We start from the raw sequence: 14,399 nt of genomic DNA, 5'->3' as shown, positions 1-14,399 counted from the left end.
GATTTATCAGTTCAGCATGTTACGAATTACGTAGTGCAGAATACCGTCGTTTCGGTAATAGGTCAGTTCATTACCGGTATCAATACGGCAACGCGTATCCAGCTTCTCCTGACTGCCATCTGCGCGGGTTAGCGTGACAGAAACGGTGCATCCGGGTTTAAGCTGCGCCAGGTTTTCCACATCTATCGCCTCATCACCTTTCAGACCTAACGTTTTACGCGTTACGCCCTGAGGGAACTCCAGCGGCAAAATCCCCATACCAATCAGGTTGGAACGGTGAATACGTTCGAAGGATTCCGCAATTACCACGCGGACGCCTTGCAAACGCGGCCCTTTAGCCGCCCAGTCACGGCTCGATCCTGAACCGTACTCTTTACCCGCAATCACCGCCAGGGGAATGCCGTCAGCCTGATATTTCATCGCCGCGTCATAAATGGCCAACTGCTCACCGCTGGGATAGTGTTTGGTGTAACCCCCTTCCACGCCAGGCACCATTTCATTTCGAATACGGATATTCGCAAAGGTCCCGCGCATCATCACTTCGTGGTTGCCGCGCCGTGAACCGTAGGAGTTAAAATCATTCCGCTCCACGCCGTGGGACAGCAGATAGCGACCGGCCGGACTTTCCGCTTTGATGCTACCAGCTGGCGAGATGTGGTCAGTGGTGACCGAATCACCAAGAATCGCCAGCAGGCGCGCGCCATGAATATCCTGAACCGGCTTAGGTTCTTTTTCCATGTCGTCAAAGAAGGGCGACAGGCGAATGTAGGTTGATCCTTCATCCCAGTCGTAGGTAGCCGCTTCACTTACCTTAATGGCCTGCCACTCTGGCGTGCCGTTAAATACCTCAGCGTACTCTTTGTGATACATATCGCTGGTGACCTGCTGGACGGCGGTCGCAATCTCTTCAGGTGAAGGCCAGATGTCTTTCAGAAATACCGGCTTACCCTGATGATCGTGACCGAGCGGGTCGGTTTGCAGGTTGATTTTCATATTACCTGCCAGCGCATAGGCGACGACCAGCGGTGGCGATGCCAGCCAGTTGGTTTTAATCAGCGGATGAATACGGCCCTCGAAGTTGCGGTTACCGGACAGGACGGCCCCTACCGTTAAATCCCCTTCTTTGATGGCCGATTCAATCTCATCCGGCAGCGGACCCGAGTTACCGATACAGGTCGTACAACCGTAGCCCACAAGGTTAAAACCCAGTTTATCGAGATGAGGTGTCAGCTGCGCGACCGCGAGATAGTCGGAGACCACTTTAGAACCCGGAGCCAGCGACGCTTTGACCCACGGCTGGCGTTTTAATCCCCGCTCAACCGCTTTTTTCGCCAGTAACCCTGCGGCCATCAGCACGCTGGGGTTAGAAGTGTTGGTACAGGAGGTAATCGCCGCAATCGCCACCGCGCCATCGGTCAGCGTGTGGCTCAGGCCGGTCTCGCTGTCGGTATAATCGACCTGCTTATGCGGTTTCTGTGCATGGTTCACTTCCAGCTCATTGCTGGCATCGAAAGCGGCGGGCACATCCCCCAGCGAGACGCGATCCTGCGGACGTTTCGGTCCGGCCAGGCTCGACTCGACATCATTCATATCGAGCGCAAGGCTACTGGTGAAAATCGGTTCATCACCGGCGTTACGCCACAGGCCCTGTCGCTTAGCATAGTGTTCAACCAGTGCCACCTGCTCGGCATCGCGTCCGGTTAGTGTCATATAGCTGAGTGTGACTTCATCAACCGGGAAAAACCCGCAGGTTGCGCCATATTCCGGTGCCATATTAGCAATGGTGGCACGGTCGGCCAGCGGCAGATCAGCCAGGCCATCACCATAGAACTCGACAAACTTCCCGACAACGCCATGCTTACGCAGCATTTGCGTGACGGTAAGTACAAGGTCGGTTGCGGTGATGCCCGCACGCAGTTTCCCGGTTAGCTTGAAACCCACGACGTCGGGGATCAGCATAGAAACCGGCTGGCCAAGCATGGCGGCCTCTGCCTCAATCCCGCCCACGCCCCAGCCGAGTACACCCAGGGCATTGATCATGGTGGTATGAGAATCGGTTCCGACTAACGTATCAGGCCAGGCGTAACGTTCACCGTTAATGTTCTGCTGCCAGATCGCTTTGCCCAGGTATTCCAGGTTCACCTGATGACAGATACCTGTGCCTGGCGGTACCACCCGAAACTGATCAAAAGCCTTTTGGCCCCAGCGCAGAAAAACGTAGCGTTCATGGTTGCGCTCCATTTCCAGCCGCACGTTTTCTTCAAATGCGTTATCGTCACCGAAATGGTCAACCGTGACAGAGTGGTCGATAACCAGATCGACCGGCGACAGAGGATTCACTTTGGCGACGTCGCCGCCAAGACGACTCACCGCCTCACGCATGGCGGCCAAATCCACCACGGCAGGCACGCCAGTGAAGTCCTGCATTAATACACGCGCAGGGCGATAGGCAATTTCCCGATCGCCATGGGCCGTTTTCTGCCAGTCGACCAGTGCCTGGATATCCTCTTCCGTGACTGAATCACCGTCCTGCCAGCGCAGCAGGTTTTCCAGCAGAACTTTCATGGATTTAGGCAAACGATCAATGTTGCCGAGATGTTGTGATGCGCGAGGTAGACTGAAGATGTGATAGTTTTGATTATCTACCTGCAGTGTTTCCTGACTCTGCTCGCGTAGGGTTGACGACATAGCTCCTCCTTAATAATCATGGTCTTTAAACCTCAGAGACAACAAGGTTTAGCTTAAAGATAGACCACTTTTCTGTTAACGTTTTGATTACAACACCAATTGCTACAATCTGACGCAAACAAAAATGCCCCGTAAAATTACGAGGCATTATTTATTAACAGGAAACGATATATTACAAGGCTGCCCAAAGTGCTGCCATCCACACGCTAAAAGAGAAAGCATAGGCACTGAACCAGGTCATTTTAATCATATTCATAAGATTACTCCTGCGCCGAATGGGCAATAGAAAGCCGCACTACCAACCGTTTTAACGGATGACATCTTTTATGCTACGTGTGAAAGGCTTTTTTAAGCAGCCGAATGACAGAAGATGTGTCGAAAAGAAAAGAACGATAATTAATTATTTTACTTTCGGGTCCAGAAACGACTCGATGAAATTGCGTTGATGTTCGTTGAGATCCCAGCTTTCCGGGATAGACACTTTTTCCACCTTTGCAACCGGCTCTTTAGCTTTGTAGCCAGAGAGGCGATGCTGACGAGTGGTCATTGTGTGCTTATGGCAGAGTGCGTTTGCCCACATGGCTTAACCCCAGATGCGCCAAATCATTAACGCTACAACAACCCAAAACAGCGCTGAGGCAGCAAATACAGTTAACCAGGCGTTGCGACGAGTGTTACCGGAGCGCTTAACCTTGGTGCTTTTAGCCGGGAAACCCGGGTCTACAGTCAGTCTCGTAGTCATAGTTTTTGATAATCACTCTCAACAAAACGATTGATAACATCGATTAAGATTTAGGACGAATCCTAAACCCGTTAAGGCCAAAAATCCAGTAATTTTTATTGCACAAAACGATTAACGCAATTTATCAAAATGGTAAAAATTACTTAAGTGATGATTAATGACTTATTCCAAATAAACGTAAACGGCAGTGACAAAAATTTGAGTTAATTTAACTTTAGATCCAGTCATTACTAAATCCGTCTTTTAATCACCCCCTAATTAACGCTTCTCCATCAAGGCTTAACTGGAGTATGGGAATTATCCTGGCAGCCCGCAAAGATATCGCGTCAAAAATGTGTTGTGTTTCGCATTTAAGATACAGCAAACATTAAACATGTGATCGACGCAGCATTAACAAAAAAATAATAAAACTTATCAACCTAAGCATGGCGCTAACATTCAAACAAAAAAAAGGCTGCACAAGGCAGCCTGAGACTAAGGGATTGGACATCTCTGTTACTTAAACGGCAGTTTGATATCTTTAAACATGGCTTCAATATCTTCGTTTGAGCGTAGTGCGACAGCCGTATCAACGACATCTCGCGTCAGATGAGGCGCAAAGCGCTGGATAAAGTCATACATGTAGCTACGCAGGAAGGTGCTGCGACGAAAGCCAATCTTGGTCGTGCTGTTGGTGAAAATTTCAGAGGCTTCGATTCTGACCAGGTCTGGATCGGCAACGGGATCGACGGCCATGCTGGCGATAACGCCAACCCCTAACCCCAGTCGGACATAGGTTTTGATAACGTCCGCATCCGTCGCGGTAAAAACGATACGCGGCGTTAATCCCGCCCGCATAAACGCGGTATCCAGCTCCGAGCGACCGGTGAAACCAAAGGTATAAGTGACCAGCGGAAAATCGGCCAGCTCCTCAATCGTTACCTGCGCTTTAGCTGCCAGAGGATGATCGGGCGTGACAACGATGGCGCGGTTCCAGTGATAGCACGGCAGCATGATCAGGTCGTCGTACAGATGCAGCGCTTCCGTAGCAATGGCAAAATCCGCATTTCCCTTGGAGACCGCCTCGGCAATCTGCGTTGGGGAGCCCTGATGCATATGCAGTGAAACACGGGGATAGCGCTCGATAAATCCTTTGATCACGCCCGGGAGGGCATAGCGAGCCTGAGTATGGGTAGTCGCCACATACAGGGAGCCCTTATCTGGCCAGGTATGTTCACCGGCGACAGACTTGATTGCGTCGACTTTAGAGAGGACTTCGCGGGCAATACGAATGATTTCTTCACCGGCCGGCGTCACCTGGGTGAGATGTTTACCGCTGCGGGCAAAAATCTGCACGCCCAGTTCGTCTTCTAACATACGCACCTGTTTGCTTATGCCAGGCTGCGAGGTATAAAGACCTTCCGCTGTCGAAGAGACATTAAGATTGTGGTTCACGACTTCTACGATATAGCGCAACTGCTGTAATTTCATATCTTTTTTTATCCTGGTCGGTTACAGAGTCGCATCCCCGGATGACGTACTGTCGCCCCGGCCGGTGGAGGAGTGCTGAGCAGCAAGAAGGGTTCGGAAATGCTATAACCACTATAGCATTTTAAGAAACAATGTAGAACGGATTGATATAAGGCGAGAAAAAAGGCCAGCGTGTGCTGGCCTCTGAGGATTACTTTTTCGCTTCCTGCCACTTGCCGTCAATGTAAAACGCTGACCAGCCCGTCGCTTTACCCTCTTTTTCAGAGGCAACGTACTGTTGTTTCGTTTTACGGCTAAAGCGCACCAACGTTTTATTGCCTTCCGGATCGGTTGCTGGCGCTTCGGCCAGGTATTTCAACTTCTCAGGCAGGCGATCGTGGAAACGTTGCAGTTCCTCCACCAGCGGTGCACGGGTTTCACGTGACTTTGGAAAGGTGTTAGCGGCCAGGAACACACCCGCCGCACCGTCGCGCAGCACAAAGTAGGCATCTGACTTTTCACACGGCAGTTCTGGCAGCGGCACCGGATCTTCTTTCGGTGGTGCCACATCGCCATTACGCAAAATTTTACGTGTATTCTTGCAGTCATCGTTGGTACAGGCCATGTACTTACCGAAACGCCCCATCTTCAGGTGCATTTCAGACCCGCACTTTTCGCACTCAACCACCGGACCGTCGTAACCTTTGATTCGGAACTCGCCCTCTTCGATTTCATAGCCATCGCATTCAGGGTTGTTACCACACACGTGCAGTTTGCGTCCGTTATCAATCAGGTAGCTGTCCATTGCCGTGCCGCACTTCTGGCAACGACGACGTGCGCGTAACGCATTGGTTTCCGCATCGTCCCCTTCCAGAATATTCAGCACTTCATTTTCTGGAATCAGGTTAATGGTTTGCTTGCAGCGCTCTTTCGGCGGCAGTGCGTAACCTGAACATCCCAGGAAAACGCCGGTACTGGCCGTGCGAATGCCCATTTTGCGGCCGCAGGTGGGGCAGTCAATGGTGGTTAACACCATCTGGTTTGGCTGCATGCCGCCTTCTTCAGGATCTTTCTCCGCTTGTTCCAGCTGCTGGCTGAAGTCTGAGAAGAAGCGATCAAGCACCGCTTTCCACTCCGCCTGATTGTTGGCAACCTGGTCGAGGCTGCTTTCCATATGCGCGGTGAAATCGTAATTCATCAGTTCGCGGAAATTTTCTTCCAGGCGATCGGTGACGATTTCACCCATTTTCTCGGCATAAAATCGGCGATTCTCAACCCGGACATAGCCCCGGTCCTGAATGGTGGAAATAATAGCGGCATAGGTCGAAGGCCGGCCAATTCCACGTTTTTCCAGTTCGCGCACCAGCGAGGCTTCGCTGAAGCGAGCCGGTGGCTTGGTAAAGTGCTGGCTTGGCAGCAATGCCTGCAGGCTCAGTTCGTCACCCACGTTCACCGGCGGCAAGGTGCGATCTTCATCGTTCTTGCGCAGGGCGGGCATGACCTTAGTCCAGCCGTCAAAACGCAGCGTGCGCCCTTTGGCCTTCAGTTTGTAATCCCCCGCTGTTACCGTCAGCGTGGTTGAATCATACTGAGCAGGTGTCATCTGGCAGGCAACAAACTGACGCCAGATGAGCTGATACAGCTTTTGTGCATCCGCTTCCATATCTTTGAGCTGCTCAGCCACCACATCCACGTCAGAAGGACGAATCGCTTCGTGCGCTTCCTGTGAATTCTCTTTGCTGGCAAAGGTATTGGCGTTGTCTGGCAGATACTTTTTACCGAAATTCCCTTCGATATAGCCGCGCACCATGGAAACCGCGTCCTGACTCAGATTGGTCGAGTCGGTACGCATATAGGTGATATGACCCGCTTCATAAAGTCGCTGTGCCATCATCATGGTTTTTTTGACGCCAAAGCCCAGGCGGGTACTCGCGGCCTGCTGCAGCGTAGACGTAATAAATGGCGCACCGGGTTTACTGCTGGTTGGCTTATCTTCGCGATCGGTAACGGCAAAGCGGGCTTTTTCAAGCAGCGCCAGGGCGGCATGCGTCTGTTCGTGATTGACCGGACGGAAAGGCTTATCACCCGCGTGAGTCACGTCCATCGCCAGGTCATCGCCCTTCGGCGTCGTCAGGTTAGCGCTGAGTTCCCAATACTCTTCAGGAACAAACGCTTTGATCTCGCGCTCACGCTCAACCACTAACCGCACGGCAACCGACTGTACGCGGCCCGCGGATAATCCCCGCGCGACTTTTTTCCACAACAGCGGCGAAACCATGTAGCCCACAACACGGTCCATAAAGCGGCGTGCCTGTTGCGCATTAACGCGGTCAATATTCAGTTCGCCCGGCGTATCAAACGCCTGACGGATCGCATTTTTGGTGATTTCGTTAAACACCACGCGGCTAAAGCGTTTGTCGTCGCCGCCGATGACTTCCCGCAGGTGCCAGGCAATGGCTTCCCCTTCGCGGTCAAGGTCGGTTGCGAGATAAATGTGGTCAGCGTTTTCAGCCAAGGCTTTGAGTTCAGCGACCACCTTCTCTTTATTTGGCAGGATTTGGTAGTCCGCTTCCCAGCCATGATAGGGATCAACGCCCATACGGCTGACCAGCGCGGCCTTCTCGTCCTTCTTTACTTTTTTGACTTTTTTATCTGTCGAGGTTTCAGCACTTTTTTTGGCGGTTGAACCACTGGTCGGCAGATCCCGGATATGGCCCACGCTGGATTTCACCACGTAGCCACTGCCCAGGTATTTATTGATTGTTTTGGCCTTTGCCGGGGACTCAACAATAACGAGTGCTTTACCCATATTTACCTTTACCTAATGAATACGTCCTGCTCTACGGGAGAAGATTGGATGCCCAAAAACCCACGGGGTTCAATATTGCTACGCCTGTTTTTTATTTCAGGACGAGGGGCTCAATCTCTGGTCAGTGATTACAGTCCAATGCAACTTTATGATAAAAATCGCTTTTTCTGCCTGACTTAATCGCACTTCCCGGTGCAATATCCCTGGAATCTGAAACGCCCACACTGTACCTGATAAAATCTGTTACGCAACTTAATTAGCATCTGTTGTGAGTAAAGCCCCTTTTTACCCCTACAGCCGTTTGTCGAACGATGCGATACGCAAGTAATATAGAAAGAATTGTCAGACTGTCAAAAAGGAGCCGACACATGCACAACCCGACTCAGGGTATTTCGCCCCAGGCACTACTGGAGATTGCCAATGCTCTGCTCAGGCAACATGATGATTATTTAGCCGGTGTCGCGGTGGAGGCGGTCAGTCAGCAGGGTGATGTGCTGGTCTTCCGTGGCCCGCTTTTTTTGGATGAAGAAGGGTTGCCAACGGCAAAAACCACCGCGGTCTTCAATCTCTTTAAACACCTGGCGGTTGAGCTGTCTCCCCGCTACCACCTGCAATAACAACAAACCCGGCCGAAGCCGGGTTTGTACTCATAACATCGGTTTATCACCGCGTTGCCACCACTTTAGCAACAGGCGTTCAAATACCTGTCCTGAACTGTGGGTCAGGCGATCGATTCTTGAACGGCGACGCACGTAGTTCACGCCCAGCACGGTAAATTTATCCATGTGCTGAATAATCAGATCGTCACTGGTTGAAATACGATCGATCAGGCCTAACGTCAGGGCCTGGCGTCCGTACCAGTGCTCACCGGTGGCGACACGGTTGATGTCCAGTGACGGGCGCATTTCGTGAACGAACTGCTTAAACAACAGATGTGTTTCATTCAGATCCTGCTGGAATTTCTCACGCCCTTCCTCCGTGTTTTCACCAAACAGTGTCAGGGTGCGTTTGTACTGGCCTGCGGTGTGCAGTTCAACATCGATATCGTTGCGCTTGAGCAGGCGATTGAAGTTAGGAATTTGCGCGACAACGCCAATTGAACCTATGACCGCAAAGGGCGCCGCCACGATCTGGCTGGCAACACAGGCCATCATGTAACCGCCGCTGGCCGCGACCTTGTCAACGGCAGCCGTAAGTGTTAATCCGGCGTCACGCAGGCGTTGCAACTGAGAGGCGGCGAGACCATAGCCGTGCACCATGCCACCCGGGCTTTCCAACCGCAGCAGGACTTCGTCACCGGGCTGGGCCACTGCCAGTATGGCAGAGACTTCTTCACGCAATGATTTCACTTCGCTGGCATCTATGCTGCCGTTAAAGTCGAGCACATAAAGCGTCGGCCTGGCGGTCTCAAGGCTGCCCTGCTTCACTGCGCGTTTCTCTGCTTTAGCCTTTTGTTTCTCGGCTTTCTTATTATTTTTTAACCACAGCTTTTGTGCCTGAGGTTTCATTTTCTCAAGCTGCAGATCCTCTTTCATTTTGCTGTAGTCATCACCGAGGTGGGTTAAACGGAGTTGCCCACCCTGGTGACGTTTGCGCTGTGCGGCGTTCACAACGATCATGACGATCGCTGCAATGGCAATCACCACCGTCACCGCTTTTGCTAAAAACAGTCCATAATTCAAAAGAAGTTCCATCGTGTCGCCTTATTAAACAGAGGATTACTGACAAAGGGTTAGTTTAACTGGTTTATTTTGGCTCGTCGCCTGAAATGCCAGCACCTGGCACAGAATGTACCTGTTGCTAATTGCGTCATGCCCTGAATTGAGGCATAAAGCGTGAAACCCTCACGTTGCGGGAGGCTCCCAACATGCATTACCAACCCAAAAATGATTTACTTGCGAATCGCCTGATTCTCGTGACCGGTGCCTCTGACGGCATTGGACGGGAAGCCGCGTTAACCTATGCCCGCTTTGGTGCGGAAGTCATCTTACTGGGGCGCAGCGCCGAAAAGCTGCAGCAGACAGAAGAGGCGATTAATCAGTTAAACAAATGTCCGGCACACTCGGTAGTCTTTGATCTGTCTGAGGCCACGCCGGCGTATTGCCACCAACTGGCCGGGCAACTGGCACAACGGTTTTCACACCTGGATGGCGTCTTACATAACGCCAGTATTCTGGGTGACATCACGCCGCTGGCCGAGCTTGATCCCCTGGTGTGGCAACAGGTGATGAAGATTAACGTTGATGCGACTTTCTTCCTCACCCAGGCCCTGCTGCCGCTGTTGTTAAAATCAGATAGCGGCTCGCTGGTCTTCACTACGTCTAGCGTAGGCCGCACCGGCCGGGCAGGCTGGGGAGCCTATGCGGTATCGAAATTTGCCACCGAAGGCATGATGCAGGTGCTGGCAGATGAGTATAAAAATCATGCGTTGCGGGTCAACTGTATCAATCCCGGCGGTACGCGGACTAAAATGCGTGCCAGTGCGTTTCCGCAGGAAGATGCCAGCAAACTTAAAACCCCCGCCGATATCATGCCGCTCTACCTGTATTTGATGGGTGACGACAGTCGTCGCAAAACCGGTATCAGCTTTGATGCCCAGCCTGGCAGAAAACCCGGAGCGGCCGAGTAATGACGGATGAACGCCACCAACAGCGACAGCAGCGTTTGAAAGAACACGTCGATGCCCGCATTGCCGCAGCCAGTGAAGTCAGGGGCATCCTGATGGTGTTTACCGGCAATGGCAAAGGTAAGACCACGGCGGCGTTTGGCACCGCGCTCCGCGCCTGCGGGCATGGTAAGCGTGCCGCAGCCATTCAGTTTATCAAAGGCGAGTGGCCAAACGGCGAGCGCAATCTGCTGGAACAGCACGGCGTGGAGTTTCAGGTGATGGCTACCGGCTTCACCTGGGAAACGCAGAATCGCCAGACCGATACCGATGCCTGCCTTGCCGTGTGGCAACATGCTCAGCGCATGCTGGCCGATCCCCGGCTGGACCTGGTGATACTTGATGAAATCACCTATATGGTCAGCATGGATTATCTTCCGCTTGAGGCGGTGGTAACGGCCCTGAAACAGCGACCGGTGCATCAGAGCGTGATCGTTACTGGCCGGGGCTGCCATCGCACGCTGCTGGATATGGCCGATACGGTAACGGAAATGCGCCCCGTCAGGCACGCTTTTGACGCCGGTATCCAGGCCCAACAGGGCATAGACTGGTAGCGTTAATTAACACAATGCCATAAAGGTCAGGCGTGAAACCGTCTGACCCGCCTCTTTTTTGTCTTAATCAAATTATCAATCTGTTATCACTTTGCTCTAGCTGTCATCCCCATCCCTTGCTCAAACGCGAGATGACCCACCACGCGCCCTTCCCTGTGTCGCGTTAAGGTTGTCGGGGCAATTTGGGCAGGCTGCTCACGGCCTTACCCCATTCAACTGGCGATCAATGTCATTTTTTCGCTTAGGTTTTACGCGCCCTTTCCAGTTAATGATGCCTGAAATTAACCCTTTCCCGCGCCAGCATTCATTGATCACAGTCACATTGTGCCGGGCCAGTCGGGCCGGAAACCGATCGGGATCACCCTTTTATGTTAAAGAAATGATAAAAATAATTTAGCTTTAATATCATCTCTATGTGCATGGTTAATCAAAACAACAGGTTAACTATTAACACGCTAAGTAATTCCATAAATTATTACCTTACTTACTCACAATTGAATAACTTTTTGCCAATAAGAGGGCTGTTATTTTGCTGACCATACTGGGTTTTACGATGGTTGTTTGTTTCATGTATTTAATCATGACCAAACGCATGTCAGCGCTGATAGCGCTAATTCTTATTCCCACACTGTTCGCCCTGATAGGGGGATTTTACCAGGGTCTGGGTGCCATGATGCTCGATGGTGTGAAAACGCTGGCTCCAACGGGCGTGATGCTCACCTTCTCTATCCTCTACTTCGGCCTGATGATCGATGCGGGTCTGTTTGACCCCCTGGTGCGGTTTATTTTGAAAATCGTACGTGGCGATCCGCTTAAGGTTCTCGTCGGAACGGCCGTGTTAACGTTGCTGGTCTCACTGGATGGTGACAGCTCAACGACTTACATGATCGCGATTGCCGCGTTTCTTCCTCTTTACCGCAAGCTGGGTATGAACGTGCTGGCAATGACCTGTCTGGTTAACCTTGCAAGCGGTATCATGAACCTTTCTCCCTGGGGCGGCCCGACGGCCCGTGCGGCGGCGGCATTGCGCATTGACGCGCTGGACATTTTTATTCCCATGCTGCCGGCCATTTTTATCGCCTGCGTGGCCCTTGTCGGCCTGGCGTTTCTGTTTGGCCTGCAGGAACGTAAGCGCCTGGGGGTCATGAGCATCAACGATCACCATCTGGATAATATTGAGCTGGGCCTGGGCGATGCGGAAGAGTGCGCGGCGAATCGTCGACCCAAAATGTTCTGGCCAAACTTTATTCTTACCACGGTGCTGCTGGTTTTGTTGGTTATTGGCGCGATGCCTATCCAGATTCTGTTTATGCTGGCCTTCGCGATTGCGGTAATGCTGAATTACCCTACGCTGGAAGAGCAAAAGGCGCGTATTGGTTCCCATGCCAGTAATGTGCTCGCCGTAACAGCCCTGATTTTTGCCGCAGGTATTTTTACCGGCATCCTTTCCGGAACCGGCATGGTGGATGCCATGGCGAAGAGCCTGTTGGCGTTTATCCCCCACAGCTTTGGCCCCTATCTCGCGGTATTTACCGCATTAATCAGCCTGCCTTTTACCTTTTTTATGTCCAACGATGCCTTCTACTTTGGCATCCTGCCGGTCATTGCCCAAACGGCGGCCAGCTATGGGATTTCTGCTGAGGAAATTGCCCGCGCTTCGATTGTGGGTCAGCCTTTCCACCTGCTCAGCCCGCTGGTTCCATCGGTTTATCTCCTGGTCGGTCTGGCGAAAGTCGATATTGGTGACCACCAGCGTTTTGCCATTAAGTGGGGCATTTTAATCAGTCTGGTGCTAATGGCCGGGGGATTAATTACCGGCGCGTTTCCACTGTTCCACCGCTAAACCGGCTCAGATCACCTCTCCCTGACAGCAAAAAGCCGCAACGATCACGTTGCGGCTTTTTTATTAATCCGGCGCTTCAGCTCAGCCTGATATCAGGTCGCGTTGCGTTTGCTGCCCGGATTACGACGCGCAGGTCTGCCACTGGTCTGGCTGTGGCGTTTAACGGCACGACGGATCTGGTTGGCTTTGGTGCGGCGGCGATCTTTTTCGACAGCCAGCTTGGTGACGGTCTCATCGTCCATTCCCACCATATTGCGCAGATAGTTAACAGCAGGGAGATCAAGCTCCATCCAGCCACCGCGTGGTACGCCTTTTGGCAACGTGATATCGCCATAGCGAACACGCATCAGTCGACTCACCTGAACGCCCACCGCTTCCCACAAACGACGAACCTCCCGGTTGCGTCCTTCGGTCAGGGTTACGTTATACCACTGGTTAATCCCTTCCCCCCCGGCAAAGCGCAGTGTTTTAAATGCCGCGGGGCCATCTTCAAGCTGCACACCTTTACTGAGCTGACGAATTTTGTCGTCATCAACCTGACCAAACACGCGCACCGCATATTCACGTTCAACTTCACGGCTGGGGTGCATCAGGCGGTTAGCCAGTTCACCATCCGTTGTGAACAGCATCAATCCACAGGTATTGACGTCAAGGCGGCCCACGGCGATCCAGCGCGAACCGCGCAGGCGCGGCAGTCGGTCAAAGACTGTAGGGCGCCCTTCCGGATCGCTGCGGGTACAAAGTTCACCTTCAGGTTTGTAATAGGCGAGAACACGGCAGACTTCTGTTGCTGATTCAGCAATCGACACCAGATGACCGTCAATACGGATCTTCAGGGCTTTGCTGTTTTCGATACGATCGCCGAGAGTGGCCAGCTTGCCGTCAACGCTCACGCGCCCGGCAGCAATCATCGCTTCAATTTCACGACGCGAGCCATGACCGGCACGCGCTAAGACTTTTTGTAACTTTTCGCTCATGGAGCTACCTCATTGTCGCCTTCCCAGGCGTCGGATGGATTAGGAATTTAACCTTAAAAATCAATGGTTTATATTTTCCTGTTGGCCCCATTATACAGGATGTCCCTCTTAATGTAACCCGTATTATGGCATTGCCCTGATGCGGGCCGCAGGTAAGTAAAAATCAGCATGAAAACAGATGAAACCAACCGTTCATCTGTTACGCCTCAACGCGGCTGAAGGCAAGGTAAGCGAAGCCTGTCCTTTATTATAATAATGAAAACGTCGTCTTTGAAGCCGGGCTCGCGCCACACCTTGTCTGCATAATTATCAGAAAGGCGCCTCCTCAGATCCTCAGCATACTGTCGTCTGGATTCACGGCTGTCCGCGCTCTTTTCTGTAACAGGTTCCCGGCAGAGATTTATTTGTCCTCAACGCAAAATGTAACGCTTTGTTACTTAATTTTATCTAATGTTTCTCAGATGAGCGACTATAAAACTTCACGCGTCATCTGTTTTTAAAAATGGCTATAAAACAGATTTGTATTTAATGATTTCTGTACTATAGATTTACCGTCAAACAATTTAAGCAGATCGCTAACGGCTTCTGCGGTGACAACAAAAGTTCCATGAGGAAGGTTATTTAGCGCACCCCATTTAATTTGAGTTAAATAAAAATCGGGCAAAATTTCAC

At 51.8% G+C, this 14,399-nt stretch carries 11 protein-coding genes; 4 read left to right on the top strand and 7 right to left on the bottom strand.

What is annotated here, in order from left to right:
• Nucleotides 1-6: 6 nt before the first annotated feature.
• From acnA to topA, 5 genes are all read right to left on the bottom strand, one after another.
• A complete protein-coding gene (acnA, locus tag PAGR_RS10460) occupies nucleotides 7-2,688 on the bottom strand; it encodes an aconitate hydratase AcnA (protein ID WP_014605739.1) in 2,682 nt (893 codons plus the stop codon).
• Nucleotides 2,689-3,088: 400 nt separating this feature from the next.
• Nucleotides 3,089-3,235, bottom strand: a complete 147-nt coding sequence (locus tag PAGR_RS10455) for a YciX family protein (RefSeq protein WP_237711083.1) — start codon at nucleotides 3,233-3,235, stop codon at nucleotides 3,089-3,091.
• A gap of 36 nt (nucleotides 3,236-3,271) precedes the next feature.
• Nucleotides 3,272-3,430 (bottom strand): YmiA family putative membrane protein, encoded by a 159-nt coding sequence (locus PAGR_RS23125; RefSeq protein WP_013025931.1) that lies wholly within the window; start codon nucleotides 3,428-3,430, stop codon nucleotides 3,272-3,274.
• Between the two features lie 495 nt (nucleotides 3,431-3,925).
• Nucleotides 3,926-4,900 (bottom strand): HTH-type transcriptional regulator CysB, encoded by a 975-nt coding sequence (cysB, locus tag PAGR_RS10450; protein WP_013025932.1) that lies wholly within the window; start codon nucleotides 4,898-4,900, stop codon nucleotides 3,926-3,928.
• Nucleotides 4,901-5,090: 190 nt separating this feature from the next.
• Nucleotides 5,091-7,688 (bottom strand): type I DNA topoisomerase, encoded by a 2,598-nt coding sequence (topA, locus tag PAGR_RS10445; protein ID WP_013025933.1) that lies wholly within the window; start codon nucleotides 7,686-7,688, stop codon nucleotides 5,091-5,093.
• Between the two features lie 368 nt (nucleotides 7,689-8,056).
• On the opposite strand from topA, the gene PAGR_RS10440 reads away from it, so the two are divergent.
• Nucleotides 8,057-8,305, top strand: coding sequence for a YciN family protein (locus PAGR_RS10440; RefSeq protein WP_014605738.1), 249 nt, complete (start codon nucleotides 8,057-8,059; stop codon nucleotides 8,303-8,305).
• A gap of 30 nt (nucleotides 8,306-8,335) precedes the next feature.
• On the opposite strand, the gene sohB is transcribed toward PAGR_RS10440, so the two are convergent.
• Nucleotides 8,336-9,382: a protease SohB gene (gene sohB, locus PAGR_RS10435; RefSeq protein ID WP_014605737.1), complete on the bottom strand. Its 1,047-nt coding sequence runs from the start codon at nucleotides 9,380-9,382 to the stop codon at nucleotides 8,336-8,338.
• A 173-nt stretch (nucleotides 9,383-9,555) separates the two neighbouring features.
• On the opposite strand from sohB, the gene PAGR_RS10430 reads away from it, so the two are divergent.
• The 3 genes from PAGR_RS10430 to PAGR_RS10420 all read left to right on the top strand — a co-directional run bounded on the left by PAGR_RS10430 (nucleotide 9,556) and on the right by PAGR_RS10420 (nucleotide 12,750).
• On the top strand, nucleotides 9,556-10,317 hold the full coding sequence (locus tag PAGR_RS10430; protein ID WP_014605736.1) for a YciK family oxidoreductase: 762 nt from the start codon (nucleotides 9,556-9,558) through the stop codon (nucleotides 10,315-10,317).
• On the top strand, nucleotides 10,317-10,907 hold the full coding sequence (gene cobO / locus PAGR_RS10425) for a cob(I)yrinic acid a,c-diamide adenosyltransferase (protein ID WP_013025937.1): 591 nt from the start codon (nucleotides 10,317-10,319) through the stop codon (nucleotides 10,905-10,907). Before PAGR_RS10430 ends, cobO begins: the two co-directional genes overlap by 1 nt.
• Before the next feature lie 529 nt (nucleotides 10,908-11,436).
• Complete coding sequence (locus tag PAGR_RS10420; protein WP_013025938.1) at nucleotides 11,437-12,750, top strand: CitMHS family transporter; 1,314 nt, start codon at nucleotides 11,437-11,439, stop codon at nucleotides 12,748-12,750.
• Nucleotides 12,751-12,842: 92 nt separating this feature from the next.
• Here the strand turns inward: PAGR_RS10420 and rluB are convergent, their stop codons facing one another.
• Nucleotides 12,843-13,727 (bottom strand): 23S rRNA pseudouridine(2605) synthase RluB, encoded by an 885-nt coding sequence (rluB, locus tag PAGR_RS10415; protein WP_014593812.1) that lies wholly within the window; start codon nucleotides 13,725-13,727, stop codon nucleotides 12,843-12,845.
• Nucleotides 13,728-14,399 lie beyond the last annotated feature (672 nt).

The organism is Pantoea ananatis PA13 (assembly GCF_000233595.1).
In the GTDB taxonomy this organism is placed as follows: Bacteria; Pseudomonadota; Gammaproteobacteria; order Enterobacterales; family Enterobacteriaceae; genus Pantoea; species Pantoea ananatis.
The sequence above is the reverse complement of the archived record's forward strand: the minus strand, read 5'-3'. Positions and strand labels throughout refer to the sequence as shown.

Coding starts and splice junctions, on each gene's coding strand:
- acnA (WP_014605739.1), bottom strand. CDS start 2,688: ATGTCGTCAACCCTACGCGAGCAGAGTCAGGAAACACTGCAGGTAGAT.
- PAGR_RS10455 (WP_237711083.1), bottom strand. CDS start 3,235: ATGACCACTCGTCAGCATCGCCTCTCTGGCTACAAAGCTAAAGAGCCG.
- PAGR_RS23125 (WP_013025931.1), bottom strand. CDS start 3,430: ATGACTACGAGACTGACTGTAGACCCGGGTTTCCCGGCTAAAAGCACC.
- cysB (WP_013025932.1), bottom strand. CDS start 4,900: ATGAAATTACAGCAGTTGCGCTATATCGTAGAAGTCGTGAACCACAAT.
- topA (WP_013025933.1), bottom strand. CDS start 7,688: ATGGGTAAAGCACTCGTTATTGTTGAGTCCCCGGCAAAGGCCAAAACA.
- PAGR_RS10440 (WP_014605738.1), top strand. CDS start 8,057: ATGCACAACCCGACTCAGGGTATTTCGCCCCAGGCACTACTGGAGATT.
- sohB (WP_014605737.1), bottom strand. CDS start 9,382: ATGGAACTTCTTTTGAATTATGGACTGTTTTTAGCAAAAGCGGTGACG.
- PAGR_RS10430 (WP_014605736.1), top strand. CDS start 9,556: ATGCATTACCAACCCAAAAATGATTTACTTGCGAATCGCCTGATTCTC.
- cobO (WP_013025937.1), top strand. CDS start 10,317: ATGACGGATGAACGCCACCAACAGCGACAGCAGCGTTTGAAAGAACAC.
- rluB (WP_014593812.1), bottom strand. CDS start 13,727: ATGAGCGAAAAGTTACAAAAAGTCTTAGCGCGTGCCGGTCATGGCTCG.